This window comes from Streptomyces sp. NBC_00287, from assembly GCF_036173105.1.
Classification (GTDB): Bacteria; Actinomycetota; Actinomycetes; order Streptomycetales; family Streptomycetaceae; genus Streptomyces.
The window spans coordinates 6,481,295-6,508,175 of sequence record NZ_CP108053.1; the positions used below are offsets into that span (position 1 = coordinate 6,481,295).

Annotated in this window: 18 protein-coding genes; 8 read left to right on the top strand and 10 right to left on the bottom strand. The window is 69.3% G+C overall.

Going from position 1 to position 26,881, the window contains the following annotated elements; translation table 11 throughout:
* Positions 1 to 83 precede the first annotated feature (83 nt).
* The 3 genes from treS to OHT76_RS29750 all read right to left on the bottom strand — a co-directional run bounded on the left by treS (position 84) and on the right by OHT76_RS29750 (position 5,305).
* Positions 84 to 1,784 (bottom strand): maltose alpha-D-glucosyltransferase, encoded by a 1,701-nt coding sequence (gene treS / locus OHT76_RS29740; protein ID WP_328873928.1) that lies wholly within the window; start codon positions 1,782 to 1,784, stop codon positions 84 to 86.
* Positions 1,781 to 3,865, bottom strand: coding sequence for an alpha-1,4-glucan--maltose-1-phosphate maltosyltransferase (locus tag OHT76_RS29745; RefSeq protein ID WP_328873929.1), 2,085 nt, complete (start codon positions 3,863 to 3,865; stop codon positions 1,781 to 1,783). Before OHT76_RS29745 ends, treS begins: the two co-directional genes overlap by 4 nt.
* Positions 3,866 to 4,102: 237 nt before the next feature.
* Positions 4,103 to 5,305 (bottom strand): S8 family peptidase, encoded by a 1,203-nt coding sequence (locus OHT76_RS29750; protein ID WP_328873930.1) that lies wholly within the window; start codon positions 5,303 to 5,305, stop codon positions 4,103 to 4,105.
* A 548-nt stretch (positions 5,306 to 5,853) separates the two neighbouring features.
* Here OHT76_RS29750 and OHT76_RS29755 point away from each other — a divergent pair.
* A complete protein-coding gene (locus OHT76_RS29755; RefSeq protein WP_328873931.1) occupies positions 5,854 to 8,472 on the top strand; it encodes a glycosyltransferase family 1 protein in 2,619 nt (872 codons plus the stop codon).
* Positions 8,473 to 8,490: 18 nt separating this feature from the next.
* Here the strand turns inward: OHT76_RS29755 and OHT76_RS29760 are convergent, their stop codons facing one another.
* The 6 genes from OHT76_RS29760 to glgX form a co-directional block, all read right to left on the bottom strand.
* Positions 8,491 to 9,006 carry a DUF1990 domain-containing protein gene (locus tag OHT76_RS29760; RefSeq protein WP_328873932.1) on the bottom strand — a complete coding sequence of 172 codons (516 nt, stop codon included), beginning with the start codon at positions 9,004 to 9,006 and terminating at the stop codon, positions 8,491 to 8,493.
* A 69-nt stretch (positions 9,007 to 9,075) separates the two neighbouring features.
* A complete protein-coding gene (locus OHT76_RS29765; RefSeq protein WP_328873933.1) occupies positions 9,076 to 10,716 on the bottom strand; it encodes a M4 family metallopeptidase in 1,641 nt (546 codons plus the stop codon).
* A gap of 205 nt (positions 10,717 to 10,921) precedes the next feature.
* Complete coding sequence (locus OHT76_RS29770; RefSeq protein ID WP_328873934.1) at positions 10,922 to 12,970, bottom strand: M4 family metallopeptidase; 2,049 nt, start codon at positions 12,968 to 12,970, stop codon at positions 10,922 to 10,924.
* Between the two features lie 278 nt (positions 12,971 to 13,248).
* Entirely contained in the window at positions 13,249 to 15,090 is a 1,842-nt protein-coding gene (locus OHT76_RS29775) for an ABC transporter ATP-binding protein (protein ID WP_328873935.1), read from the bottom strand.
* On the bottom strand, positions 15,087 to 16,868 hold the full coding sequence (locus OHT76_RS29780) for an ABC transporter ATP-binding protein (protein WP_328873936.1): 1,782 nt from the start codon (positions 16,866 to 16,868) through the stop codon (positions 15,087 to 15,089). The genes OHT76_RS29775 and OHT76_RS29780 overlap by 4 nt, the downstream gene beginning before the upstream one ends.
* A gap of 66 nt (positions 16,869 to 16,934) precedes the next feature.
* On the bottom strand, positions 16,935 to 19,172 hold the full coding sequence (gene glgX, locus OHT76_RS29785; protein ID WP_328873937.1) for a glycogen debranching protein GlgX: 2,238 nt from the start codon (positions 19,170 to 19,172) through the stop codon (positions 16,935 to 16,937).
* 152 nt (positions 19,173 to 19,324) lie between these two features.
* Here glgX and OHT76_RS29790 point away from each other — a divergent pair, with 152 nt between their 5' ends.
* The 7 genes from OHT76_RS29790 to OHT76_RS29820 all read left to right on the top strand — a co-directional run bounded on the left by OHT76_RS29790 (position 19,325) and on the right by OHT76_RS29820 (position 26,230).
* On the top strand, positions 19,325 to 20,569 hold the full coding sequence (locus tag OHT76_RS29790; RefSeq protein WP_328873938.1) for a L,D-transpeptidase: 1,245 nt from the start codon (positions 19,325 to 19,327) through the stop codon (positions 20,567 to 20,569).
* A gap of 175 nt (positions 20,570 to 20,744) precedes the next feature.
* Entirely contained in the window at positions 20,745 to 21,974 is a 1,230-nt protein-coding gene (locus OHT76_RS29795) for a L,D-transpeptidase (RefSeq protein ID WP_328873939.1), read from the top strand.
* Positions 21,975 to 22,023: 49 nt separating this feature from the next.
* Positions 22,024 to 22,791: an enoyl-CoA hydratase/isomerase family protein gene (locus OHT76_RS29800; protein WP_328873940.1), complete on the top strand. Its 768-nt coding sequence runs from the start codon at positions 22,024 to 22,026 to the stop codon at positions 22,789 to 22,791.
* A gap of 285 nt (positions 22,792 to 23,076) precedes the next feature.
* On the top strand, positions 23,077 to 23,580 hold the full coding sequence (locus tag OHT76_RS29805; protein WP_328873941.1) for an ATP-binding protein: 504 nt from the start codon (positions 23,077 to 23,079) through the stop codon (positions 23,578 to 23,580).
* Positions 23,581 to 23,641: 61 nt separating this feature from the next.
* Positions 23,642 to 24,394: a polysaccharide deacetylase family protein gene (locus OHT76_RS29810; RefSeq protein ID WP_443049852.1), complete on the top strand. Its 753-nt coding sequence runs from the start codon at positions 23,642 to 23,644 to the stop codon at positions 24,392 to 24,394.
* Positions 24,394 to 25,575, top strand: a complete 1,182-nt coding sequence (locus tag OHT76_RS29815; protein WP_328873942.1) for a YVTN family beta-propeller repeat protein — start codon at positions 24,394 to 24,396, stop codon at positions 25,573 to 25,575. Before OHT76_RS29810 ends, OHT76_RS29815 begins: the two co-directional genes overlap by 1 nt.
* 61 nt (positions 25,576 to 25,636) lie before the next feature.
* Positions 25,637 to 26,230 carry an ADP-ribosyltransferase gene (locus OHT76_RS29820; RefSeq protein ID WP_328873943.1) on the top strand — a complete coding sequence of 198 codons (594 nt, stop codon included), beginning with the start codon at positions 25,637 to 25,639 and terminating at the stop codon, positions 26,228 to 26,230.
* A gap of 3 nt (positions 26,231 to 26,233) precedes the next feature.
* Here OHT76_RS29820 and OHT76_RS29825 read toward each other — a convergent pair whose 3' ends face one another.
* Positions 26,234 to 26,866, bottom strand: coding sequence for a GNAT family N-acetyltransferase (locus tag OHT76_RS29825; RefSeq protein WP_328873944.1), 633 nt, complete (start codon positions 26,864 to 26,866; stop codon positions 26,234 to 26,236).
* Positions 26,867 to 26,881: the final 15 nt, after the last annotated feature.

The window sequence follows — 26,881 nt, forward strand, 5'->3', positions numbered from 1 at the left end:
ACGTCGCGTCCTTTCCCCGGGGTGGTCGGGGTGTTAGTGATGCGTGCCCCGGGCGGGGCGGCGGAAACCGCCCCGCCGGGCTTCTAGGAGTTCTCCTTGCGCAGCCGGAACCAGTAGAAGCCGTGTCCCGCCAGCGTCAGCAAGTACGGCAGCTCACCGATGGCCGGGAATCGCACCCCGCCGAACAGCTCCACCGGATGCCGTCCGTTGAACCTCCGCAGATCCAGCTCGGTCGGCTGCGCGAACCGGGAGAAGTTGTGCACGCACAGGACGAGATCGTCCTCGTACTCCCGAAGGAACGCGATCACGGCCGGGTTGGACGACTGGAGTTCGGTGTACGAGCCGAGCCCGAAGGCCAGGTTCTGCTTACGGATCTCGATCATGCGCCGGGTCCAGTGCAGCAGGGACGACGGGGAGGACATCGACGCCTCGACGTTGGTCACCTGGTAGCCGTAGACCGGGTCCATGATCGTGGGCAGATACAGCCGGCCCGGATCGCAGGACGAGAAGCCCGCGTTCCTGTCCGGCGTCCACTGCATGGGCGTGCGGACGGCGTCGCGGTCGCCGAGCCAGATGTTGTCGCCCATGCCGATCTCGTCGCCGTAGTAGAGGATCGGCGAGCCCGGGAGCGAGAGCAGCAGGGCAGTGAAGAGTTCGATCTGGTTGCGGTCGTTGTCCAGCAGGGGTGCCAGTCGACGCCGGATGCCGATGTTGGCGCGCATGCGGGGGTCCTTCGCGTACTCCGCCCACATGTAGTCGCGTTCCTCGTCGGTGACCATTTCCAGGGTCAGCTCGTCGTGGTTGCGCAGGAAGATGCCCCACTGGCAGCCGGACGGGATGGCCGGGGTCTTCGCGAGGATTTCCGAGACCGGGTAGCGAGACTCCCTGCGCACGGCCATGAAGATGCGTGGCATGACGGGGAAGTGGAACGCCATGTGGCACTCGTCGCCACCACTTTGGAAGTCGCCGAAGTAGTCGACGACGTCCTCCGGCCACTGGTTGGCCTCCGCCAGCAGCACCGTGTCCGGATAGTGGGCGTCGATCTCCTTGCGCACCCGCTTGAGGAACTCATGGGCCGCCGGAAGGTTTTCGCAGTTGGTCCCTTCCTGGGCGTAGAGGTACGGCACCGCGTCCAGCCGGAAGCCGTCGATACCCAGGTCCAGCCAGAACCGCAGCGCGGAGATCATCTCCTCCTGCACGGCCGGGTTCTCGTAGTTGAGGTCCGGCTGGTGGGAGAAGAACCGGTGGAAGAAGTACTGCTTGCGGACCGGGTCGAAGGTCCAGTTGGAGGCCTCGGTGTCGACGAAGATGATCCGCGCGTCGGCGTACTGCTTGTCGTCGTCGGCCCACATGTAATAGTCGCCGTAGGGGCCCTCGGGGTCCCTTCTCGACTCCTGGAACCACGGGTGCTGATCGCTGGTGTGGTTCATGACGAAGTCGATGATGACCCGCATACCGCGCTGGTGGGCGGCGTCGACGAACTCGACGAAGTCGGCGAGGTCACCGAATTCGGGGAGTACGGCGGTGTAGTCGGAGACGTCGTAGCCGCCGTCCCGCAGCGGGGACTTGAAGAACGGGGGCAGCCACAGGCAGTCCACGCCGAGCCACTGGAGATAGTCGAGCTTGGCGGTCAGGCCTTTGAGGTCACCGACGCCGTCGCCGTTGCTGTCCTGGAAGGAGCGGACGAGCACCTCGTAGAAGACTGCACGTTTGAACCAGTCGGGGTCCCGGTCGCCCGCTGGGGTGTCCTCGAAGGTGTCCGGGACGGGCTCGTTGACGATCATGGTGTGGGTGACCCTCCGATCTGCGGGGTGGACGGTCGCAGAACCGAGAAGACGTGCGCGGGCCGGCGGCCCGGTACGAGGCGCACATAATTGGCCCTGCCCCAGTGGTAGGTCTCGCCGGTGAGCTCGTCGCGCACCGGTACCGACTCGTGCCAGTCCAGGCCGAGTTGCGGCATGTCCAACGAGACCGTGGCCTCCTGGGTGTGGTGGGGGTCGAGGTTGACGACCACCAGAACCGTGTTCGACCCCGACCGCTTCGAGTAGACGATCACCTGTTCCTTGTCGGCATGGTGGAAGTGGAGACTACGCAACTGCCGTAGGGCGGGACTCGTGCGCCGGACGGCGTTCAGCTTGGTGATGAGTGGAGCGATGGTTTCCGCCGTTTCCCAGTCACGCGGACGCAACTGGTACTTCTCCGAGTCCAGGTACTCTTCGCTGCCCTCCCGCGCAGGGGTGTTCTCGCACAGCTCGTAGCCGCTGTAGATGCCCCAGGTCGGGGAGAGGGTGGCGGCCAGGATCGCGCGCAGTTCGAAGGCGGAGCGTCCGCCCTGCTGGAGGAAGGCGTGCAGGATGTCGGGGGTGTTGGCGAAGAAGTTCGGCCGCATATAGGCCGCCGCCTCACCGGACAGCTCGCTCAGGTACTCGGTCAGCTCCTGCTTGGTGTTGCGCCAGGTGAAGTACGTGTACGACTGCTGGAAACCGATCTGCGCCAGGGTGTGCATCATCGCCGGGCGGGTGAACGCCTCGGCCAGGAAGATCACATCCGGGTCGGTGCGGTTGATCTCCGCGATCACCCGCTCCCAGAACAGCACCGGCTTGGTGTGCGGATTGTCCACCCTGAAGATCCGCACCCCGCAGGCCATCCAGTGCCGCAGCACCCGCAGCGTCTCCGCGATGAGCCCGTCCAGGTCCGCGTCGAACGCGATGGGGTAGATGTCCTGGTACTTCTTCGGCGGATTCTCCGCGTAGGCGATGGTGCCGTCCGGGCGGTGGTGGAACCACTCCGGATGCTTGGCCACCCAGGGATGGTCCGGCGAGCACTGCAGGGCGAAGTCGAGGGCCACCTCCAGGCCCTGCGCGCGGGCCTGCTCGACGAACCAGGTGAAGTCCTCCAGGGTACCCAGGGCGGGGTGGACGGCATCATGCCCGCCCTCGGGGGAGCCGATCGCCCAGGGCACGCCGACATCGTCAAGGGTGGGGTCGAGGGTGTTGTTGCGGCCCTTGCGGAACGTCGTGCCGATCGGATGGATCGGCGGCAGGTACACGACGTCGAAGCCCATCGCGGCGATCGCGGGCAGCCGGCGCGCGGCCGTCCGGAAGGTGCCGTGCGGCACCTGCGCGGTGCCCTCGGAGCGGGGGAAGAACTCGTACCACGAGCCGTACAGCGCCCGTTCCCGCTCCACCAGCAGCGGCAGCGGCTCGGAAGCGGTCACGAACTCCCGCAGCGGATACCGGGACAGCACCGCGTCCACCTGGGGAGTCAGGGCCGCGGCCAGGCGTGCGGTCGCCGGGCGGGTCTCGTCCCTGAGGTGTTCGGCCGCGAGGAGCAGGATCTGCCGCTGCTCGGAGGGGACTTCGGTGGCCGCCCGTTCATGGAGCCGGGCGCCCTCCTCCAGGACCAGGTCCGTGTCCATCCCCGCGGGGATCTTGATCTGGGCGTGGTGGCGCCAGGTGGAGACCGGATCGCCCCACGCCTCCACGGTGTACGTCCACAGGCCTTCGGCGGTGGGGGTGACCTCGGCGCCCCAGCGGTCGGTGCCCGGCGCCAGTTCGCGCATCGGCGTCCACGGGCCGGGGCGGCCCTCGGGATCCCGCAGCACGACATTGGCGGCCACGGCATCGTGCCCCTCGCGGAACACGGTCGCCGAGACCTCGAACGTCTCGCCGGTCACTGCCTTGGCGGGCTTGCGGCCGCGCTGTACGAACGGACGGACATCGAGGACTGGTATGCGGCCGACACCGGTGGCGCCGTCCGTGGAGGGTGGCTCCGCGGCGGGCGGTCCGGCGGCGGCCGGGCGGCGTACGGGAGGTGCTTCGGGCTTGCGCGTCGGGGGTGCTGACGAGTGGTGCGTGGCGGGCATGACCGCTCCTGTCCGCGTCAACGTGGGTGGGCGGATGGCTGTGGGGAGGTGGGTCCTGCGGGGTGCTGCTGTGGCGTGCCTGTGAGGTGTACCGGAGGAGCCTTCCCACCCTATTCGGGTGGGCAATCCGGCACTTTGCTAACTACTCACGCGTATGTCAGCACACAAGACCGGCCCCGTCCGAGACGGACGGGGCCGATCCTTCCGTAACGCCCTCAACAGGCCGCGAACAGGCCACTACGAACCCGGTACCTGCAGCAGTTTGTTCGGTGAGCCGAGCTCGCGCCCGGAGACCTTTCCGCTAGCCGCCTGCGCGACGAGCGCCTTGGACACCTGTGCGGGTGAGGCCTTGCGATGGTCGGCCAGATAGAGCGCGGCCGCGCCCGCCACGTGCGGCGCCGCCATCGACGTACCGGAGTAGGTCGCCTTGGCGGTGTTGCTCGCGTACGACGCCGAGGTGATCGCGACACCCGGGGCGAACAGGTCCAGGGCCGAGCCGAAGTTCGAGAAGCTCGCCCTCGCGTCCTTGCGGTCGGTGGCGCCGACCGTGATGGCTGAACCCACACTGGCCGGCGAGTACAGGCCGGCCGGGAGACCGTCGTTGCCCGCGGCGACCGTGTATGTGACGCCGGAGGCGACGGAGTTGCGTACGGCGGCATTCAGCTGGGCGTTGTAGGTGCCGCCCAGGCTGACGTTGGCGACCGCGGGCTTCTTTGCGTTCCTGGTCACCCAGTCGATGCCCGCGATGACCTGGGCCGTGGTGCCCGCGCCCGCGTTGTCGAGGACCCGGACGGAGACCACCTTCGCCTTCTTGGCGACGCCGTACTTGGACCCGGCGACCGTGCCCGCGACATGCGTGCCGTGGCCGTTTCCGTCGCCCGCCGACTTGTCGCCGCCGACGAAGTCCCAGCCGTAGCTCGCCCGGCCGCCGAAGTCCTTGTGCGAGATGCGGATGCCGGTGTCGATCACGTACACCGTCACTCCGGAGCCCGCGGACTCGGGCCAGGTGTAGCTGTTGTTCAGCGGCAGATTCCGCTGGTCGATGCGGTCGAGACCCCAGGACGGGGGGTTCTTCTGGGTGTGGTCCAGGGTGACCCTGGTGTCCTGGACGACCGAGGCGACGCGTGGGTCGGCCGCGAGTTGGCGGGCCTGTCTTTCGCTCGCCCTGATCGCGTAGCCGTTGAGCACCGTGCCGTAGGTGTGGCTGATTTTCGCCCCGTACTTCTCGGCGAGGCCTTTTCCGGCCGCCGACGGAGCCTGTGTTCCCCCCTCGAGTGTCACCAGGTAGCTGCCGCTGACGGAGCCGGGCTGACCGGCGCCGAGTATCCGCCCTTCCGGTGCGGCGTGCGCGGGCGGGCTGATGGCCGAAAGTGCCGCGGCACAGGTCACCGCGGTCAGGCCCCCCGCCCAGCGCAGACGCCGTATGCGCGTCCGTGCCATGCTTCGGTTCCCCCTCCTCAACTCGGCGTCCGGCGGCCGTTGTTCGCCAGCTGCATCCGGCACGGGCCGGTACGCCTCAAGCAGCCTCTCGTGGTGGGCGAAGTCGCCACAAGGACGCCTACAGGGGCGGAATCGGCCATATCGCCGATGGCGGACGGGTGAAGGTTGCGGCGCTTTTCGGGCGGAGTGTGCGTCCACTGCGGGTCGAAGAGCGCTCCAGCTTCGGTGGACGCGCGGGGAAAGGCGCCGTGGTGAGAGGAGACTGGTACCGATACCGTCGTGGGTGACAGGGCGCACATCGGCGTGCGCCCTGAATCTCACCACATGCCTGCCGAGGTGGAATTTGAACCCTCCCACTCGAAAACGAGGGGATTCCTGGCTCACGCCGCCCGGCCGCTCAGTGAGCGATCGAGTCTTACGCGATCAGCACCAGCCGGGTCGGAACCTGCCCGGTTGACGTCAACGTCAAGGAGTTAGCGCGTGCTTGGTTCTCGCAACGCACTGCAGGCATCTTACCCGATCACGCGAGGCACCCTCGGAGGCATCAGGTGAAGGCGATCCGTCGATTCACCGTCCGTCCCGTTCTCCCCGAACCCCTCCGGCCGCTCAGCGACCTGGCGCGCAATCTGCGCTGGTCCTGGCATGCGGAGACCCGCGACCTCTTCCAGTCCGTCGATCCCGAACGCTGGGCCTCCTCGGACGGTGATCCCGTACGGCTCCTGGGCAGTGTGCCGCCCGGCAGGCTGGCCGAGCTGGCCGAGGACCGCCGCTTCCTGCGCCGGCTGACCGCGGTCGCCGACGATCTGGCCGACTATGTCTCCGGTGACCGCTGGTACCAGGGCCAGTCCTCCGAACTCCCCGCCGCCGTCGCCTATTTCTCCCCCGAGTTCGGCATCACCGCCGCCCTGCCGCAGTACTCCGGCGGCCTCGGCATCCTGGCCGGCGACCATCTGAAGGCGGCCAGCGATCTCGGGGTGCCGCTCATCGGAGTGGGGCTGCTGTACCGGCACGGCTACTTCCGGCAGACCCTTTCGAGGGACGGCTGGCAGCAGGAGCACTACCCGGTGCTCGACCCCAACGAGCTGCCCGTCGGGTTGCTCAGGGAGACCGACGGCACCCCCACCCAGGTCTCCCTCGCCCTGCCCGGCGGCCGCTCCCTGCACGCCCGGGTCTGGCTGGCCCAGGTCGGCAGGGTCCCGCTGCTGCTCCTCGACTCCGACGTGGAGGAGAACGACCTCGGCGAACGCGGGGTGACCGACCGGCTCTACGGCGGCGGCAGCGAACACCGGCTGCTCCAGGAGATGCTGCTCGGCATAGGAGGTGTTCGGGCGGTACGGACGTACTGCCGGCTGACGGGCCATGCGGAGCCCGAGGTCTTCCACACCAACGAGGGGCACGCGGGCTTCCTCGGCCTGGAGCGGATCGCCGAACTCTGCGACCGGGGGCTGGACTTCGACTCCGGTCTGGAGGCGGTGCGCGCCGGGACCGTCTTCACCACCCACACACCTGTCCCCGCCGGCATCGACCGCTTCGACCGTGAGCTGGTCGCCCGCCACTTCGGCCCCGACGCCGAACTCCCGCGCATCGATGTCGAGCGGATCCTCCAGCTCGGCATGGAGACCTACGCCGGAGGCGAGCCGAACCTCTTCAACATGGCGGTGATGGGCCTGCGCCTGGGCCAGCGCGCCAACGGTGTCTCGCTGCTGCACGGGAACGTCAGCCGGGAGATGTTCTCCGGTCTGTGGCCGGGATTCGACGCGGACGAGGTGCCGATCACCTCGGTCACCAACGGCGTCCACGCCCCGACCTGGGTCGCCCCCGAGGTGTTCCGGCTGGGCGCCAAGCAGATCGGCGCCCAGCGCACCGAGGACGCGCTCACCGTCGGCGGCTCGGACCGCTGGGACGCGGTGGCGGACATCCCCGACCAGGAGATCTGGGAGCTGCGCCGGGTGCTGCGTGAGCAGCTGGTGGTGGAGGTGCGCGAGCGGCTGCGGGCGTCGTGGCGGCAACGCGGCGCGGGCAGCGCGGAGTTGGGGTGGATCGACGGGGTGCTCGACCCCGATGTCCTCACCATCGGCTTTGCCCGCCGCGTCCCGTCGTACAAGCGCCTCACCCTGATGCTGCGCGACCGTGACCGGCTGATGGATCTGCTGCTGCACCCCGAGCACCCGATCCAGATCGTGGTGGCGGGCAAGGCGCACCCGGCGGACGACGGGGGCAAGCGGCTCATCCAGGATCTGGTGCGGTTCGCGGACGATCCGCGGGTGCGCCACCGGATCGTCTTCCTGCCGGACTACGGCATGGCGATGGCGCAGAAGCTGTACCCGGGCTGCGACATCTGGCTGAACAATCCGCTCCGCCCGCTGGAGGCGTGCGGGACGAGCGGGATGAAGGCCGCCCTCAACGGCTGTCTCAATCTGTCGGTCATGGACGGCTGGTGGGACGAGTGGTTCCAGCCGGACTTCGGCTGGGCGATCCCCACGGCGGACGGCTCGGCGACGGACGTGGACCGCCGGGACGACATCGAGGCGGCGGCGCTGTACGACCTGCTGGAACAGCGGGTGACCCCGCGGTTCTACGAGCAGGGGCAGGGCGGGCTGCCCGACCGCTGGATCGAGATGGTCCGCCAGACCCTCACCCTGCTCGGCCCGAAGGTGCTGGCCGGACGGATGGTCCGGGAGTACGTCGAGCGTCTCTACACCCCGGCCGCGCTGGCCCATCGCTCGATGGACGCGGAGTCCGCGAGTGAACTGGCGACGTGGAAGGCGAAGGTGCGGGGTGCCTGGCACGGGGTGTCGGTCGACCATGTGGAGACCTCGGTCGCCACGACGACGGCGGAACTGGGCACGACCCTGAGCCTCAGGGTCCGCGTCGGCCTCGGCGATCTCGTCCCCGACGACGTGGAGGTCCAGGCGGTCTCGGGGCGGGTCGACGCCGAGGACCGCATCACGGACGCGGCGACGGTCCCGCTCAAGCCGACGGGCGGGCCCGACCTGGACGGACGGTGGGTGTACGAGGGCCCGCTGTCCCTGGACCGGACAGGTCCGTACGGCTATACGGTACGGATCCTTCCGGCGCACCGGCTGCTGGCGTCCAGCGCGGAGCTGGGTCTTGTGACCGCGCCTTCGCAGGATGTGGTGGAGGGCGCCGGGGTCCTCATGCGCTGAGGCACTGCCGCGGGGGCGTCACTCGGTGTCGCCCCCGCACATCCTCCGCAGCACGACCCCGCACCGCCGCGCGTACGCGTTCTGCAGCCCCCGTGTCGCGGGCCCGCCCGCCTTCGCGTACCACTTCGCGCCCCGACTGAAGGCGTGCACCGTCAGCCACACGGTGCCGTCCCCGGTGCGGTCCACGATGAACGACTCCTCGCCGCACTCCGGGTGGCCGGTCAGCGTGCCGTACGCCCAGCCCGCGCGGCGGTGTTCCTCCACCGTCCAGACCACCCGGCACGGTGCCTTGATGACGCCGGCCAAGGTGACCGTGACGTCCACGCCGGGCGCCGCCCGTTCCGCCGAGGCGTCGATGCCGACGCCCATCGCCCGGTGCATGTCCCAGGTCAGCACGGCCTCGGCCGCGCTGCGGAAGACCTCGTGGCCCTCTCCGATGCGGGTGCGTACATGCAGCTGGTGGAAGCCGGGCGGGCAGAAGTCGGTTTCCCGCGTGGCGCCGACGTCGTCGTACGTGAAGACCGTGGAGGACATAGCTCCCAAGCGTAGGGCGGCACCCGGGAATGCCTTCGCCCCGGGTGCCGCCCGTCAATGCTGTGTCGGTCAGCTGACGTTGACGGCCGTCCAGGCCGCGGCCACCGCGTTGTACTCGGTGCTGCCCGAGCCGTACAGGGCCGAGGCCGCGCTCAGGGTCGCGGTGCGGGCACCCTTGTAGTTGGTGGTCGAGGTCATGTACTCGGTCAGCGCCTTGTACCAGATCTTGACCGCCTTGTCGCGGCCGATGCCGGTGACCGTGGAGCCGTTGTACGTGGGCGAGTTGTAGCTGACGCCGTTGATCGTCTTGGCGCCGCTGCCCTCGGACAGGATGAAGAAGAAGTGGTTCGCCGGGCCGGACGAGTAGTGCACGTCCAGGCCCGCCAGCGAGGACGACCAGTAGTTCGCGGACGAGCCGTCCTTGCTGGGCTGGTCCATGTAGCGCAGCGGGGTGCCGTCGCCGTTGATGTCGATCTTCTCGCCGATGAGGTAGTCGCCGACGTCCTTGGTGTTGGCGGCGTAGAACTCCACCGCCGTGCCGAAGATGTCCGAGGTTGCCTCGTTCAGGCCACCCGACTCACCCGAGTAGTTGAGCCCGGCGGTGTTGGAGGTGACGCCGTGCGTCATCTCGTGGCCCGCCACGTCCAGGGAGGTCAGCGGCTTGGTGTTGCCCTCGCCGTCGCCGTACGTCATGCAGAAGCAGCTGTCGGACCAGAAGGCGTTGACGTAGGCGTTGCCGTAGTGGACCCGGGAGTAGGCGGCGACGCCGTTGTTCTTGATGCCGTTGCGGCCGAGGACGTTCTTGTAGAAGTCCCAGGTGACCTGGGCGCCGTAGTGGGCGTCCACGGCAGCGGTCTGCGAGGTCGAGGAGCTCGATGCCGCTCCGGTGCCCCACGTGTCGTCCGCGTCGGTGAACAGCGTGCCCGCCGAGGAGGAGGTGGCACGGGCCTTGTTGTACGTCTTGTGGGCGCCGCGCGTGGCGTCGTTCAGCTGGTACGTCGAGCCCGACAGCGAGGTGCCGATGGTCACCGTGCCGCTGTACTGGCTGTTGCCGGAGCCGGTCTGGACGGCCTCCCACTCGTACAGCTTCTTGCCGGTCTGCGCGTCGGTGATGACGTGCAGCTCCTGCGGGGTGCCGTCGTGCTGGAAGCCTCCGACGACCGTCTCGTAGGCCAGGGTGGGGGTGCCGCTCGCGGCCCAGACGACCTTGCGCGGGGCCTTGTCGGCGGCGGACTTGGTGGAGCCCTCCGCCTTGGCGGCCTTCAGGGCCTGCTTCTCGGCGCTCGCCTTGGTGACGTCCGCGGTGAGGTCGGCGACCTTGACGGCGGCCTTGGTCGCCTTGGTGACGCCCTCGGTCTTGCCGGACGCGGTCTCGTGGACGATGAGATCGCCGCCGAGGACGGGGAGGCCTGCGTAGGTGCGCTCGTAGCGCGTGTGGGTCGCGCCGTCGGCGTCCTTGATGACGTCCTTGACGACCAGCTTCTCCTTGGCGCCGAGGCCTATCTCGTCGGCCGTGGTGGGCGCTTCGGCTGCCGCCTGCTTGATGAGGGCGGTGCGGGCGGCGGCGGTCAACTGCACGGGCGTGGCGTCGGCCGGTTCGGCCTTCGCGGAAGCGCCGGTGCTCAGACCGGTGGTGAGGAGGGCTCCGGCCGCGATCGCGGTGGCGATGGCCAGGGTGGTGCGCTTGTGACGCGCGTAGAGGGGGGTCACACAAGCTCCTTATGTGGGGGAGGGCTGGGAAGTTGTGCGGCGGGTGAGGAGAGAGTGACACCAGAGGCGCGTACATGTCAGGACCCCTAAACGATGTTGACCGAAAGTCGACTGTCCGGTGAACGTTTCAGAAATGTAAAGCGGGCGCCGTCCCGGGGAGTTGAACCACCGGGACGGCGCCCTGTTCACAGGGGAGCGGGACGTCCTACGGGAACGTCAGCTTCCAGCTGTTGATGTAGCCGGTGTCGATGGCCGCGTTGTCCTGGACCCTCAACCGCCAGACACCGTTGGCGACCTCGGAGGAGGCGTTCACGGTGTACGTGGTGTTGAGGTTGTCCGAACTGCCGCCGGTGCCGTACGCCTTCATCGTGTACGCCGTGCCGTCGGGGGCGACCAGCTGGACCTGGAGGTCACCGACGTAGGTGTGGACGATGTCGACCGCCACCGCGAGGTTCGACGGAGCGTTGCCGGTCCGCCCGGAGACGGTGATCGACGAGGTGACCGCGGCACCGTTGTCCGGGATCGACACATCGGCGGTGTTCTCGAAGGAGGTGCCGCCGCCCCCGCCACCGGGACGCGCGCCGACCGCGACGCCCGCCCAGGCGTGCTGCACGGCCAGGTACTCGGGGCTGGTGGTGCCGTAGAGCTCACCGGCCGCCGCGAGGGTGCCGGTGCGGGCGCCCGCGTAGTTGGTGTTGGAGGTGAACTTCGTGGTCAGCGCGCGGAACCAGATCTTCTCCGCCTTGTCCCGGCCGATGCCGGTGACCGCGAGGCCGTCCGCGGTGGGCGAGTTGTAGCTGACACCGTTGATGGTCTTGGCGCCGCTGCCCTCGCTCAGCAGGTAGAAGAAGTGGTTGGCGGGGCCCGACGAGTAGTGCACGTCCTGGTTACCGATCCCGGAGAACCAGTTGTCGTACGACGAGCCGTCCTTGTCCGGCTCGTCCATGTAACGCAGCGGCGTGCCGTCGCCGTTGATGTTGATCTCCTCGCCGATGAGGTAGTCACCGACGTCGGAGGAGTTGTTGGCGTAGAACTCGACGGTCGAGCCGAAGATGTCGGAGGTCGCCTCGTTCAGACCGCCGGACTCGCCGCTGTAGACCAGGCCCGCGGTGTTGGAGGTGAGACCGTGGGTCATCTCGTGCGCGGCCACGTCGATCGAGGTCAGCGGGTTGGCGTTGCCCGAGCCGTCGCCGTACGTCATGCAGAAGCAGCTGTCGGACCAGAACGCGTTGACGTAGTTGTTCCCGTAGTGGACCCGGGAGTACGCGCCGACGCCGTCGCCGCGGATACCGCTGCGCCCGTGCACGTTCTTGTAGTAGTCCCAGGTCAGCGCGGCGCCGTAGTGCGCGTCGGCGGCGGCCGACTCCAGGTTGGACGGGGTGCCGTTGCCCCACACGTCGTCCGGTCCGGAGAAGAGCGTGCCGGTGCCGGAGGTGCCGCGGTTGAGGTTGTACGTCTTGTGGTTGCCGCGCGCGCCGTCGGTGAGGTTGTAGGTCGAGCCGGACTGCGTGGTCCCGAGCGTCACCGTGCCGCTGTAGACCGTGTTGCCGGTGCCGGTCTCGATCGCCTCCCACTCGTACAGCTTCTCGCCCGTGGTGGCGTCGGTGACGACATGCAGCTCCTGCGGGGTGCCGTCGTGCTGGAGGCCGCCGACGACCGTCTCGAACGCCACCTTCGGGGTGCCGCTCGCCGCCCAGATCACCTTGCGGGGCGCCCGGTTGACGTCCGCCTTCTTGGCGTCCTCGGCCTCCGCCGCGGCCAGGGCCTGCCGCTCGGCCTTCGCGGCGGATACGGCGGCCCTGGTGGTGGCCGGCTCGATCGCCTTCTTGGTGGCCTTCACGACGGCCGCGGTGGCGTCCGCCTTGGTGCTCTTGACGACGAGGTCGCCGCCGAGGACGGGCAGTCCGTCGTAGGTGCGCTCGTAGCGGGTGTGGATCGTGCCGTTGCCGTCCTTGAGGACGTCACGGACGACCAGCTTCTCCTTGGCGCCGAGGCCGAGTTCCTCGGCGGTGTCCGCCTTGGTGGCGTTGGCCGTGCGGATCAGCGCGGCGCGCTGGGCGGGGGTGAGCTTGACCGACTCGGCGCCCGGTATGACCTTTCCCGCGGCCGACGGTGCCTTCTCCGGGGCTGCGGTGGCGGCGCCCGACTGGACGGCCGCGGCGATCAGGGCGGACACACCGACGAGGGCGACTGCGGCGGCCCGACGGGTGCTGGATCTGTGGGAGGTGCGTCTGTCTGAGGAACTGCTTCTCAAAACTGACTCCTTCTGCGCGGCCGCGGATCGCGCGGCCAGGGGAGACCGTCCGGCGGGTGGGCCGGCCGGGCAGAGCTAGCGGTACGCAGAACGACGTGCGGGAGCGACGGCCGGGCACAGCGGTGAGAAGGTATGGGGTTGCTGTGAAGCGGCCGTGGGAAGAGTGGCAGGAGATCGCCCCTCCTGTCAGGGGCGCGTCAGAAAGTTGGCCGGAAATCGTTCGTTGTCCGGGAATTCATGTTCGTTATACGAACGCTTAGGGATCTTGTGCTTCGGGCCTACGCCAGACTGTCCCGCCACGCCCGGTGCAGATCCGCGAACCGCCCGGTCCCCGCGATGAGTTCGGCGGGCGAGCCGTCCTCGACGATCCGCCCGTGCTCCATGACCAGCACCCGGTCCGCGATCTCCACGGTGGACAGCCGGTGCGCGATCACCACCGCCGTACGGCCGTGCAGCACGGTCGCCATCGCGCGCTGCACCGCCCGTTCGCCGGGGATGTCCAGCGAGCTGGTCGCCTCGTCGAGGATCAGCACCGCCGGATCCGCGAGCAACGCCCGGGCGAACGCGACGAGTTGGCGCTGCCCTGCCGAGATACGGCCGCCCCGCTTGCGTACGTCCGTGTCGTAGCCGTCGGGCAGGGCGCTGATGAACTCGTGCGCGCCGATCGCTTTCGCGGCCCGCTCGATCTCCTCCCGGGTCGCGTCGGGGCGCCCGAGGGCGATGTTCTCGGCGACCGTGCCGGAGAACAGGAAAGCCTCCTGCGTCACCATCACCACCCCGCGCCGCAGTTCGGGCACGGACAGCTCGCGCAGATCGACCCCGTCCAGCAGCACCCGGCCGTCGGAGGGGTCGTAGAAGCGGGCCAGCAGCTTCGCGAGCGTCGACTTGCCGGCGCCGGTCGAGCCGACCACCGCGACGGTCTGTCCGGCCGGAAGGGTGAGGTCGAAGGTGGGCAGCACCTCGCCGCCGGTGCGATAGGCGAACCGCACCCCGTCGAAGACGACCTCGCGGCCCGGGTGCTCGGACTCAAGTGCCGGGAGCTGCTTGGGCGTTGACGGTTCGGGCACGGACGGCGTCTGCGCCAGCAGCCCCGCGATCTTGTCCAGGGACGCGTACGCCGACTGGTAGGAGTTCAGGAACATGCCGAGCCGGTCGATCGGGTCGTACAGCCGCCGCAGATACAGCACCGCCGCCGCCAGCACCCCGAGCGCCAGCGTGCCGCCCGCGACCCGGTAGGCGCCCCACAGCACGATGCCCGCGACGGCCGTGTTGGCGACCAGCCGCGAGCCGATGACGTATCGGGCCATCTCCAGCAGCGCGTCCCCGTTGGTCCGCTCGTGCCGCTTGTTCAGTACGGCGAAGTCGGCGTCGTTCACGGCCTCGCGGCGGAACGCGCGCACCGGCCGGATGCCGTTCATCGTCTCCACGAATTTCACGATCACCGCGGCGATGGCGGTGGACCGCACCCGGTACACCCGCCCGGCCCGCCGCTGATAGCTGCGCATCAGCAGATACAGCGGCACGAAGGAGGCCACCGCGAGCGCCCCGAGCCCGAGGTCGAGCCAGAGCAGCATCGCGGAGATGTAGACGAACGACAGGATGACGGTGACGAGTTCCTGGAGCCCCTCGCTGAGCAGCTCCCGCAGCGACTCGACGTCCGTGGTGGACCGGGAGATCAGCCGGCCGCTCGTATATCGCTCGTGGAAGTCGAGGCTCAGCGCCTGCGCGTGCCGGAAGATCCGGCCGCGCAGATCCAGCAGCACATCCTGGTTGACGCGGGCCGAGGCGATGATGAACGCGTACTGGAGGGCGCCGGAGGCCGCCGCGCAGAGCAGATAGCCGACGGCCACCGCGATCAGCGGGCCGTGGTCGTCCGCGCGGAACGCCGGTACGGCCTCGTCGATGGCGTACGCCACCAGCAGCGGGCCCGCCTGCACGGCCGCCTGCTGGACGAGCAGCAGCAAGGTGGTGAGCGCGACCCGCGCCTTCATCGGCGCGAGCAGCGAACGCAGCAGGGTGCCGGTGGCGCCCGGGGAAGTGGGCAGGACGTCCCGGTCGAAGGGGTCGCCGGTGTCCTCGGGCCTGTCCTTCGGCGGGGCGGTGATGGTGGGCGCGGTCATCCGTGGGCCTCCGCTCCGGACATCAGATGGGCGTACTCGGCGTTCGTGCGCAGCAGTTCGTGATGTGTGCCGACCGCGACGATCCGCCCACCGGACAGCAGCGCGACCCGGTCGGCGAGCAGAACGGTGGACGGCCGGTGCGCCACGATCAGCGCGGTGGTCTCCGCGAGCACCTCCCGCAGGGCGGCCTCCACGGCGGCCTCGGTATGCACATCGAGCGCGGAGAGCGGATCGTCGAGCACTAGAAACCGCGGCCGCCCTACGACGGCCCTGGCGAGCGCCAGCCGCTGCCGCTGTCCTCCGGAGAGGCTCAGCCCCTGCTCGCCGACCTGGGTGTCGGTGCCCTGCGGCAGCGTGTGCGCGAAATCGGCCTGAGCGACGGAGAGGGCGCGCTCCAGCTCGGGGGCTCCGGCGCTGTCGTCGGCGCCCATGAGGACATTCTCCCCGACGGACGCGGAGAACAGCGTGGGCTCCTCGAAGGCGACGGCCACCTTGGTCCGCAGCTCCTCCCGGGACATGCCCATGATGTCCTCCCCGTCGAGCGTGATCCGCCCGGAGGACACCTCGTGAAGGCGGGGGACGAGCGCGGTGAGGGTGGTCTTCCCGCTTCCGGTGGCCCCGACGAGGGCCATGGATTCGCCGGGGAGGATGTGGAGGTCGATGCGATCGAGGACGGGTGGGGAGTCGGGAGGGGCGTCGGGGTAGCGGAAGGAGACGCTGTCGAAGAGAAGCCCTTGTTGAACCGCCCGGGTACCTGCGGGGCGGTCGGACTCGCGTACCTGTGACTCCGGCGCCTCGTCCATCACCTCGAAGTACCGCTCAGTCGCCGTCGCCGCCTCCTGACTCATCGCCAGCAAGAACCCGATCGACTCCACAGGCCACCGAAGAGCAAGCGCCGTAGAGAGAAACGCGACCAAGGTGCCCGCCGACAGCTGACCGTCCGCGACCTGCACACACCCCACCACCAACGCCGCCCCGACAGCCGCCTCGGGCAACGTCACGATCACCGCCCAGATGACGGCCAGCAGCCGAGCCTTCCGCAGCTCCGTCCCCCGCAGCGTCCACGACAGCTCCCGGAACGCCCGCGCCTGACTCCGATGGCGCCCGAACCCCTTGATGATCCGGATCCCGAGCACGCTCTCCTCGACGACGGTCGTCAGATCCCCGACCTGATCCTGCGCGCGCCGCGCCACCTCGGCGTACCGCTTCTCGAAGACCACGCACATCAGCATCACCGGCATGGCGGGCCCGAGGATCACCAGACCCAGCGTCCAGTCCTGAAGCAGCATGATGCTCACGCCGACGAGAATCGTGACGCCGTTGACCAGCAGGAAGGTCAGTGGAAACGCGAGAAACATCCGCAGCAGCATCAGATCGGTGGTCGCCCGGGACAGCAACTGCCCCGAGGCCCACCGGTCATGGAAGGCGACCGGCAGTCGCTGCAGATGCCGGTACAGCCCCGCCCGCATCTCCGCCTCGACATGCGACAACGGCCGGGCCACCAGCCACCGCCGCAACCCGAAGAGCAACGCCTCCGCGAGCCCGAGCAACAGCAGAAACAGCGCCCCGAGCCACACCCCGGCGGGATCCCGCTCCGAGACCGGCCCGTCCACCATCCACTTGAGCACGAGCGGAATCACCAGCCCCATGCACGAGGCGAGAATCGCCACGAACGCGGCGGTGAACAGCCGTGCCCGCACGGGCCGGACATACGGCCACAGGCGAAGAAGGGTTCTGACGGCGGAGCGTTCCTGGGCGGGTGCAGGTGTCGTCGACATCAGCAGCGAGCCTACGGTTCGCCACTGACAACGCCCACCGAGTTTCGGCCCGGGCCGACCGACTCCTCACCCCACCACCTTCAGCAGCAACACCGCCCGCGCAGGCACCGTGATCGCCGTCCCCGCACGGTGCACCAGCCCCGGAGACTCGCCCTGTTCCTCCCGCGAGGTGTCGACGACCACCTCGTACTCCTCCGCCCACGGCGGCGCCGGCAGCACAAAGCTGACCGGGCGGTCGCCGGCGTGCAGGACGGCCAGGAAGCTGTCGTCGACGATCGGGGCGCCGCGCTCGTCCCGGCCCGGGATGTCCCGCCCGGAGAGATACATGCCGAGCGTGGCGGCGGGCGCGTACCAGTCCCGTTCCGTCATCTCCGTGCCCCGCGCGGTGAACCAGGCCAGATCCCGCAGCCCGTCCGCCGAGTGCGCCCGTCCGGAGAAGAAGGCCCGGCGGCGCAGCACCGGATGCCGGTGACGCAGCTCGATCAGCCGCGAGGTCAGCTCGAACAGCGCCTTCCAGCCCGGCTCCTCCAGCAGTCCCCAGTCCAGCCAGCTGATCTCGTTGTCCTGGCAGTACGCGTTGTTGCTGCCGCGCTGGGTGCGCCCCAGCTCATCGCCCGCGACCAGCATCGGCACGCCCGTGGACAGCAGCAGGGTGGTCAGCAGGTTCCGCAACTGCCGCCGCCTGAGCGCCCGTACGCGCTCGTCGTCCGTCTCGCCCTCCGCGCCGCAGTTCCACGCCCGGTTGTCGTCCGTGCCGTCCCGGTTGCCCTCGCCGTTGGCCTCGTTGTGCTTGCGCTCGTAGGACACCAGGTCGCGAAGCGTGAAACCGTCGTGCGCGGTGATGAAGTTGACGGAGGCGTACGGCCGCCTGCCGCCCCACGCGTACAGGTCGCTGGAGCCCGACAGCCGGTAGCCGAGATCCCGTACGTCGGGCAGCGCGCCCCGCCAGAAGTCGCGGACGGCGTTGCGGTAGCGGTCGTTCCACTCCGTCCACAGCGGGGGAAAGGCGCCGACCTGGTAGCCGCCGGAGCCCACGTCCCACGGCTCGGCGATCAGCTTCACCCGGCTCAGCAGCGGGTCCTGGGCGATGACGGCGAGGAACGGCGAGAGCATGTCGACGTCGTGCATGGAGCGGGCCAGCGCGGCGGCGAGGTCGAAGCGGAAGCCGTCGACGCCCATTTCGGTGACCCAGTAGCGCAGGGAGTCCGTGATCAGCCGCAGGACATGGGGCTGGACCACATGGAGGGTGTTGCCGCAGCCCGTGTAGTCGGCGTACCGGCGCGCGTCCGACTGCAACCGGTAGTACCCGCGGTTGTCGATGCCCTTCAGGGACAGCGTCGGCCCCAGCTCGCCCGCCTCCGCCGTGTGGTTGTAGACCACGTCGAGGATGACCTCGATCCCGGCCTCGTGCAGCGCGCGCACCATCCGCTTGAACTCGCCGACCTGCTGACCGGTCGTCCCCGAGGCCGCGTACGCCGCGTGCGGGGCGAAGTAGCCGATGGAGTTGTAGCCCCAGTAGTTCTTCAGGCCGCGCCGCAGCAGATGGTCCTCGTGCGCGAACTGATGGACCGGCAGCAGCTCCACGGCCGTCACGCCCAGCTTGGTCAGGTGCTCGATCGCCGCCGGGTGCGCGAGACCCGCGTACGTCCCGCGCAGCTCCTCGGGGATGCCCGGGTGCAGCTTGGTGAACCCCCGTACATGCACCTCGTAGATGACCGAGTCCGCCCACGGCGTCTTCGGCCGGCGGTCGTCCGTCCAGTCGTCGTCATCGTGGACCACGACACCCTTGGGGACGTACGGCGCCGAGTCCCGGTCGTCCCGGACGGTGTCCGCGACCTGCTGCTGCGGCCAGTCCCGGACATGGCCGTACACCTCGGGGGGCAGCCCGAAGTCGCCGTCCACCGCGCGGGCGTACGGGTCGAGCAGCAGCTTGGCCGGGTTCCAGCGGGCGCCGGTCCAGGGATCCCAGCGGCCGTGCACCCGGAAGCCGTAACGCTGGCCCGGCATCACCCCGGGCACGAAGCCGTGCCAGATCTCGTGCGTCAGCTCGGTCAGCTTGGCCCGGGTCTCCTTGCCCGACTCGTCGAACAGACACAGCTCGACCGCCTCGGCGCCGCCCGCCCACAGCGCGAAGTTGGTACCGGCCACCCCGTCCGGGCCCACCCGGAAGCGGGCGCCCAGCGGCGTCGGCGCACCCGGCCACACGGGCACGCCCGGCGTCCGGCGCGGGGATCCGTTCAAAACGGCGCCTTCGGCGGCCCGCTCCTGAGCCACCGCCTCACGCTCGGCTGCGCTGCTGGTCACCTTCGGCCTCCCACGGCTCTTGGACAGACGTGCCAACGGGCGCGCGGAGTCCCGGGCCGCGGCTCCCCGTCGCGTCGTCCTCCCCACTGTTCTGCCCAGCCCTTGGCTCGCACTCACGTTTCCCCGGAGCGTGCCCGGTCGTTGGGATCCTTGTGAGGCACGTACAAGGGCGCGCGCGGCGCGCGGGGGCCGCACTGGCCGCCGTACTGACATGGGCAGGACTGCTGGCCGGAGCCGCCGGCTGCACTTCGGACGCCACCGGCGGGGTCGGCCTCGGCGGGCTCGGCAAACCCCGGGCACCCGAGGAGGTGATCAGAGTCACCCCGGACGACGGCAGCCGGGGGGTGCGTCCCGAGGAGACGCTGCGAGTCGGGGTGCCCAGCGGGCGGCTGGAGTCGGTGAAGGTCGTCAAGTCGCAGGACGCACAGGAGACCCCGGTCCCCGGGCACATCTCCGCCGACGGACTGCGCTGGGAACCCGACGACCGACAACTCGCGCTGGCCGCCCGGTACACCGTCGACGCGGTGGCCCTGGACGGCCACGGCCGCCGCTCCGCCCGGCACACCACCTTCACCACCTACGTCCCCGAGGAGCGGTTCATCGGGTACGTCTCCCCGGAGAACCGCTCCACCGTCGGCACCGGAATGATCGTCTCCCTGGAGTTCAACCGGGAGATCGAGAACCGCGCCGCCGTGGAACGCGCCGTCCATGTCACCGCCCGCCCGGCCGTCGAGATCCGCCCGCACTGGTTCGGCAAGGGCCGCCTCGACTTCCGCCCCGAGCGGTACTGGAAGCCCGGCACCCAGGTCACCGTCTCCCTCAAACTCCGTGATGTGGAGGGCGCGTCCGGGGTCTACGGCCTGCAATACAAGACGTTCTCCTTCACCGTCGGCCGCCACCAGGTCTCCACGGTCGACGCGGCCAAGCACACCATGGACGTACGGCGCGACGGCGAACTGCTCGCCACCGTGCCGATCACGGCCGGCGCCCCCAAGACCACCACCTACAACGGCAGGATGGTCGTCACCGAGATGCTCGAAGTGACCCGGATGAACGGCGCGACGGTCGGCTTCACCGACAACGACGGCAAGGGCGAGTACGACATCCCGGACGTCCCGCACGCCATGCGGCTGACCGACTCCGGCACCTTCCTGCACGGCAACTACTGGGCGCCGGACGCCTTCGGGAAGGTCAATGTCAGCCACGGCTGTGTGGGGCTCAGGGACGTCAAGGGCGGCGGTTCGGACACTCCGGCGGGCTGGTTCTTCGACCGGAGCCTGATCGGGGATGTCGTCGAGGTCGTCCACAGCAATGACAAGAAGGTCGCTCCTGACAACGGCCTCGGCGGGTGGAATATGGGCTGGAAGGAGTGGAAGGCCGGAAGTGCGGTGAAGTAACAGGACAGGGGAGCCACTTGATACGCCTTTCCGTCGAAGTCGGTACAGAACTCGGTACGGAACGGTGACAATCGCGGGGCGCCGACGCGGATGACCTTGTGGTTAATATGCGCCGAGCGCGTGCTTGACGCGTGGGGGCGGGGCCTGACCAGGCCCGGCGAGGGGAGAGAAGGACTTGAACGTGCGACCGATATCGGGGGCGTCGGTTGACGCGCGCAGGCGGCTTACGGCAGTGCTCGCCGGGGGTCTGTTGCTGGCCGTCACCGCTTGCGGTGGCGGCTCGGACTCGGGCTCGGGGGACGGCAAGGGCAAGGGCGGCGACTCCGGCAAGGCCGAGAGCAAGCCGTCGCAGGCCGTGGTCTCCATAGCCCCGAAGGACGGCGCCAAGTCCGTCGACACCAGCGGCGCCCTCGAGGTCAGTGCGAGCAAGGGCAAGCTGTCCGAGGTCGTCGTCAAGGACGCCAAGGGCGAGGCGATACCCGGGAAGATCACCGACGGGGGCGCGAGCTGGACGCCGTCCACTCACCTCGCCGCGTCCACCAAGTACACCGTGCACGCGGTCGCCAAGGACTCCGAGGGCCGTGAGGCCGCCGAGGACTCCAGCTTCACCACCCTGACGCCGCAGAACACCTTCCTCGGCAGCTTCACCCCCGAGGACGGCTCGAAGGTCGGCGTCGGAATGTCCTTCTCCCTGCGCTTCGACCGGGGCATCACCAACCCGGACGACGTCAAGAAGGCCGTGAAGATCAAGACCGAGCCGGCCGTCGACGTCCAGGGCCACTGGTTCGGCAACGACCGCCTCGACTTCCGCCCCGAGAAGTACTGGAAGGAAGGCACCAAGGTCACCGTCGACCTCAACCTCGACGGCGTCGAGGGCCGCGACGGCGTCTACGGCAAGCAGGACAAGACCGTCTCCTTCACCATCGGCCGCGACCAGGTCTCGGTCGTCGACGTGAAGACCAAGCAGATGAAGGTCACGCAGGACGGCAAGGTCGTCAAGACCATCCCCGTCACCACCGGCAAGCCCGGGTACGACACCTGGAACGGCCGGATGGTCATCACCGAGAAGTTCGTCGAGACCCGGATGAACGGCGACACGGTCGGCTACGACGGCGAGTACGACATCGACGACGTCCCGCACGCCATGCGACTGAGCCAGTCCGGCACCTTCATCCACGGCAACTACTGGGGCGGCGACGCCTTCGGCAACTACAACGCCAGCCACGGCTGCGTGGGCCTGCGCGATGTGAAGGGCGCCTACGACGGCGGAACCCCGGCCGCCTGGTTCTTCAACCACTCCATGATCGGCGACGTGGTCGTCGTGAAGAACTCCAACGACCAGACCATCGCCCCCGACAACGGCCTCAACGGCTGGAACATGTCGTGGGAGGAGTGGACGAAGTAGCGGGACCCGCCCTTCTGCGCGGGCGTTAGTCACCGTTAACCTGCGGAGCATGACCGTGAATCTCGAAGTCGCCGAGGGCGTGGGCACGCTCCGCCTGGACCGCCCCCCGATGAACGCGCTGGACGTCGCCACCCAGGACCGCCTCAAGGAACTCGCCGAGGAGGCGACCCGGCGCGACGATGTGCGCGCCGTGGTCATCTACGGCGGCGAGAAGGTGTTCGCGGCCGGCGCGGACATCAAGGAGATGCAGGCCATGGACCACACGGCCATGGTCCTGCGCGCCCGCGCCCTGCAGGACTCCTTCACCGCCGTGGCCCGCATCCCCAAGCCGGTGGTCGCCGCGGTCACCGGCTACGCCCTCGGCGGCGGCTGCGAACTGGCCCTGTGCGCGGACTTCCGGATCGCCGCGGAGAACGCCAAGCTGGGCCAGCCCGAGATCCTGCTCGGCCTGATCCCGGGCGCGGGCGGCACCCAGCGGCTGTCCCGGCTGATCGGCCCGTCCAAGGCGAAGGACCTCATCTTCACCGGCCGTATGGTCAAGGCGGACGAGGCGCTGACGCTGGGTCTGGTGGACCGTGTGGTCCCCGCCGAGGAGGTGTACACCGCCGCGCACGCCTGGGCCGCGAAGCTCGCGCAGGGCCCGGCGATGGCGCTGCGCGCGGCGAAGGAGGCCGTCGACACCGGTCTTGAGACGGACATCGAGACCGGCCTCGCGGTGGAACGAAACTGGTTCGCGGGCCTGTTCGCCACGGCGGACCGTGAGACCGGTATGCGCAGCTTCGTGGAAGAGGGCCCGGGCAAGGCCAAGTTCCTCTGATCCACTCCGCCGAATCCCGCGGAACCCCTTGCAATTGACGCGATGTCTGATCCGGGTCCCTCGATGGGACGGTTTATGGGAGCCTTAAGGCAGCCTTAAGCCTGTCTTGTCGAGGAGGCCCGTCGATTGCCATCAACAGAGCCTCCGTCGCAGGTCGGAAGGGTTGCGGCAGACCCTGAACTGCCTGCGTCATATGCCAATCGGCGCTCGCGGAATGGTGGATTCCGGGGGGCGTATTCCGCAGGAACGGCCCCGGAGGGTGCTCTGGGCGGCCATGATGGGGGCATGGCGGGGCTGGAGGGTATCGAACAGCCGCGGGGACACGGCCGTGCGACCGCGGCGCGCTGGTCGCCGGCGGTCGAGGACGAACACGCCTTGAAGGCGCTGGAGTTGTTCGGCAATCCCACGGAGGCGGAAGTTCCGCTCCCTTCCCGCCCCGAATCCGCGGCCACGGCCCGCCGCTTGGCCCAGGTGGTCGTACTGCGCCAGTGGGGCCTGACGGCGAAGATGACGGAAGACGCGGTCTTACTCGTCTCGGAACTGGTCGGGAACGCGGTACGCCACACCGGAGCCCGGGTCTTCGGCCTCCGTATGCGCCGCCGCCGCGGCTGGATCCGTATCGAGGTCCGTGACCCGTCGAGGGGCCTGCCGTGTCTGATGCCGGTGCAGGAGATGGACATCAGCGGCCGGGGCCTGTTCCTGGTGGACAAACTGGCGGACCGCTGGGGCGTGGATCTGCTGCCGAGGGGCAAGACCACCTGGTTCGAGATGCGGGTGGCGGACCGCTGACCTGAGGTGGCGGGGGCGAAAATCCCCGGAATTCACCCACAACACCCCTTAAATAGGGCAGGTGACCCAGACCGACCGCCGGACGGTGCTCCAAGCAGCCGCCGGACTAGTCACCGCAGCGGCCTTCACCGCCGCCTGCACCACCACCGGCGCCGCCGCCCACCCCACCGCGCCCAAGCCCCCCACCGCCCGAACCCCCCGCCGTATTCCGGGCCACCCCACCCATCTCACCCACGGCCCGGGCACCGCTCCCCGCGTGGCCCTCACCTTCCACGGCAACGGCGACCCCGCCACCGCCGAAGCCGTCCTCGAAGAGTCCGAACGGCACGGCGCCCACATCACCGTCCTGGCCGTGGGCACCTGGCTGGACGCCAACCCTGGACTCGCCCGCCGCATCCTCGACGCCGGCCACGACCTCGGCAACCACACCCAGCACCACCTCGACATCAACGCGATGCAAGAGGCGCGGGCGCGAGCCGAGATCACCGACTGCGCCGAGCGCCTCAGACGCCTCACCGGCTCCATCGGCACCTGGTTCCGCCCCTCCCGAGCGGCCCGGGCCTCCCCCCTGGTCGCCCGTCTGGCCCGCGACGCCGGCTACCCGCAGGTCCTCTCCTACGACGTCGACTCCCTCGACTTCACCGGGCCCGGCCCCGCCGCCATCAGCCAGACCCTCACCACCGAGATCCGCCCCGGCTCGATCGTGAGCCTGCACTTCGGCTACGAGGACACGGTCGCCGCCCTCCCCGCCGTACTCGAAGACCTCGCCCGCCGCGGACTGACCGCCGTCACCACCACGGAGCTGTTCAGTTGATGCACCACACCCTTGTGAAGGCCACCCTGATCGCGGGCGCCGCCCTCGCCACGCTCGCCGCCTGTGGCACCGAGACCCGGGAGAAGACCGCCGAGGCCCGCACCACCAAGGCCGCGGCCGTCCCCGCCCCGCCGAAGAAGCAGCCGGTCCAGGGACTGCCGGGGATGCCCCCGGTGCTGGACCCGAAGGACGTGTACGCCGCCGACCGCCCGAACAAGCTCTCCCCGGTGGTCAAGGACTTCCCGAGCCGGGTCTACGTCCCCAACACCGAGTCCGACACGGTCTCGGTCATCGACCCGAAGACGTACGAGATCATCGACACGATCCCGGTGGGCCGTCAGCCCCAGCACGTCGTCCCCTCCTGGGACATGAAGACCCTCTGGGTCAACAACAACCGCGGCCACACACTCACCCCCATCGACCCGAAGACCGGCAAGGCGGGCAAGGAGGTCGAGGTCCACGACCCGTACAACCTCTACTTCACGCCCAACGGCAAGCACGCCGTCGTGATGGCCTCCCTCGACCGGGAGCTCGTCTTCCGCGACCCGCACACCATGAAGCGGATCAAGACGGAGCCGGTGACCTGCTACGGCGTCAATCACGCCGACTTCTCGATGGACGGCAAGTACTTCATCGTCTCCTGCGAGTTCAGCGGTGAACTGCTGAAGGTCGACACCGAGAAGATGAAGGTGATCGGGCAGCAGAAGCTCCCCTTCGACGGCGCGATGCCGCAGGACGTCAAGATCTCCCCGGACGGCAAGAAGTTCTACATCGCCGACATGATGGCCGACGGTATGTGGGTCCTGGACGGCGAGAAGTTCGACGAGCCGAAGCTGCTGCCCACCGGCAAGGGCTGCCACGGGTTGTACGTCAGCCGGGACTCCCGCGAGATGTATGTCTCCAACCGCGGCGAGGGCTCGGTGTCCGTCTTCGACTTCACCCAGAACAAGCTCACCAAGAAGTGGCAGCTGCCCGACGGCGGCAGCCCCGACATGGGCGGAGTCTCGGCGGACGGCAAGGTCCTGTGGCTGTCGGGGCGTTACGACGGCGAGGTGTACGCCATCGACACCCGCAACGGCACCCAGCTCGCCCGTATCCCCGTCGGCAGCGGTCCGCACGGCCTCGCGGTGTACCCGCAGCCGGGGCGGTACTCGCTGGGGCACACGGGCATCTTCCGCTGACACGCCGCCTTACGGGTGAACGTCCACAACGCGCCGCCGCAGAACCGGAATTGTGCTCTCCATGATCACATCCCGTCTTCGGCGGCGCACCGCTGCCGTCGTCCTGTCCCTGGCCGCCGTCTTCGCGACGACGGCGGCCACCGCACCGGCGAAGGCCCCCGCTCCCGCCGACTGTCCCGTCCAGTTCGACGACCCGGTCAAGGCCGCCGCCGACCGCCGCGTCGACGTCGGCCGCATCACCCCCGAGCCGGTCTGGCGCAAGAGCTGCGGCACCCTCTACCGCGCCGACGGCCGCGGCCCCTCGGTCGTCTTCGAGGAGGGCTTCAAGCCCAAGGATGTGCTGAACGGCCAGTACGACGTGGAGCAGTACGTCCTCGTCAACCAGCCCTCGCCGTACGTGTCCACGACGTACGACCACGATCTGTACAAGAAGTGGTGGAAGTCCGGCTGGAACTACTACATCGACGCCCCGGGCGGCATCGACGTCAACAAGACCATCGGTGACACCCACAAATGGGCCGACCAGGTCGAGGTGGCCTTCCCCGGCGGCATCGACCGGAAGTACATCATCGGCGTCTGCCCGGTGAACAAGTCGACCAAGGTCGAGATCATGAGCGGCTGCGAGAGCAACCCGCACTACGAGGCCTGGCACTGATCCCTACCGGGGGATGAACAGCGCCTCCGAGCCCACGGGCCGATAGCCGGCCGCCTGGAACGCCCGCAGACTGCGGGCGTTCCCCGCCGAGACCTGAGCCCAGACGGGCTCCCCGACGAGCTGCCGAGCGGCGACGACCAACGCCCGCCCCAGCCCTCGATGCCGTACCCCCTCCGCCACCTCCACGGCGACCTCCAGCCGCCCGCCGATCCCGCGCCCGAGGACCAGCACCGCGCCCTCCGCCGCCCACACGCGGACGTCGTCCCGCCGCCTTCGCGAGGACACCACCCGCGGATGCCGGGGGTCCTCGATCTCTGTCAGCTCCATGTCCGGCCGCCCGGGCAGGGGCGAGCCCACCAGCATCACGTCGATCGTGTCGGTGGTGCGTCCGGTCCGCTCCATGAAGGCGGCCAGGAACCGGGCGTTCATGGTCGCGGCGAGCGCGTCGCAGTCCACCGCGCGGAGTGTGTCGTACACCCAGTCCGGATCCTCGTCCGTGAAGACGACGGAGTGCGCGGTGAAGGCGAGGACGCCCGCGTCCCGGGGCGAGTGCTGGGGCACGACGGTCGTGCTGCCGTCGGCGGGCGGGAACACCCCGCGCGCCGCGGAGTCGAGAATGTCCGCCAGGCTCTCCATCGCGCTCCTTGAGTC

Excerpts from the sequence above, each read along its gene's own strand:
- treS (WP_328873928.1), bottom strand. The coding sequence starts at position 1,784 with ATGATCGTCAACGAGCCCGTCCCGGACACCTTCGAGGACACCCCAGCG.
- OHT76_RS29750 (WP_328873930.1), bottom strand. The coding sequence starts at position 5,305 with ATGGCACGGACGCGCATACGGCGTCTGCGCTGGGCGGGGGGCCTGACC.
- OHT76_RS29805 (WP_328873941.1), top strand. The coding sequence starts at position 23,077 with ATGGCGGGGCTGGAGGGTATCGAACAGCCGCGGGGACACGGCCGTGCG.
- OHT76_RS29800 (WP_328873940.1), top strand. The coding sequence starts at position 22,024 with ATGACCGTGAATCTCGAAGTCGCCGAGGGCGTGGGCACGCTCCGCCTG.
- OHT76_RS29815 (WP_328873942.1), top strand. The coding sequence starts at position 24,394 with ATGCACCACACCCTTGTGAAGGCCACCCTGATCGCGGGCGCCGCCCTC.
- OHT76_RS29745 (WP_328873929.1), bottom strand. The coding sequence starts at position 3,865 with ATGCCCGCCACGCACCACTCGTCAGCACCCCCGACGCGCAAGCCCGAA.
- OHT76_RS29820 (WP_328873943.1), top strand. The coding sequence starts at position 25,637 with ATGATCACATCCCGTCTTCGGCGGCGCACCGCTGCCGTCGTCCTGTCC.
- OHT76_RS29780 (WP_328873936.1), bottom strand. The coding sequence starts at position 16,868 with ATGTCGACGACACCTGCACCCGCCCAGGAACGCTCCGCCGTCAGAACC.
- OHT76_RS29775 (WP_328873935.1), bottom strand. The coding sequence starts at position 15,090 with ATGACCGCGCCCACCATCACCGCCCCGCCGAAGGACAGGCCCGAGGAC.
- OHT76_RS29760 (WP_328873932.1), bottom strand. The coding sequence starts at position 9,006 with ATGTCCTCCACGGTCTTCACGTACGACGACGTCGGCGCCACGCGGGAA.
- OHT76_RS29825 (WP_328873944.1), bottom strand. The coding sequence starts at position 26,866 with ATGGAGAGCCTGGCGGACATTCTCGACTCCGCGGCGCGCGGGGTGTTC.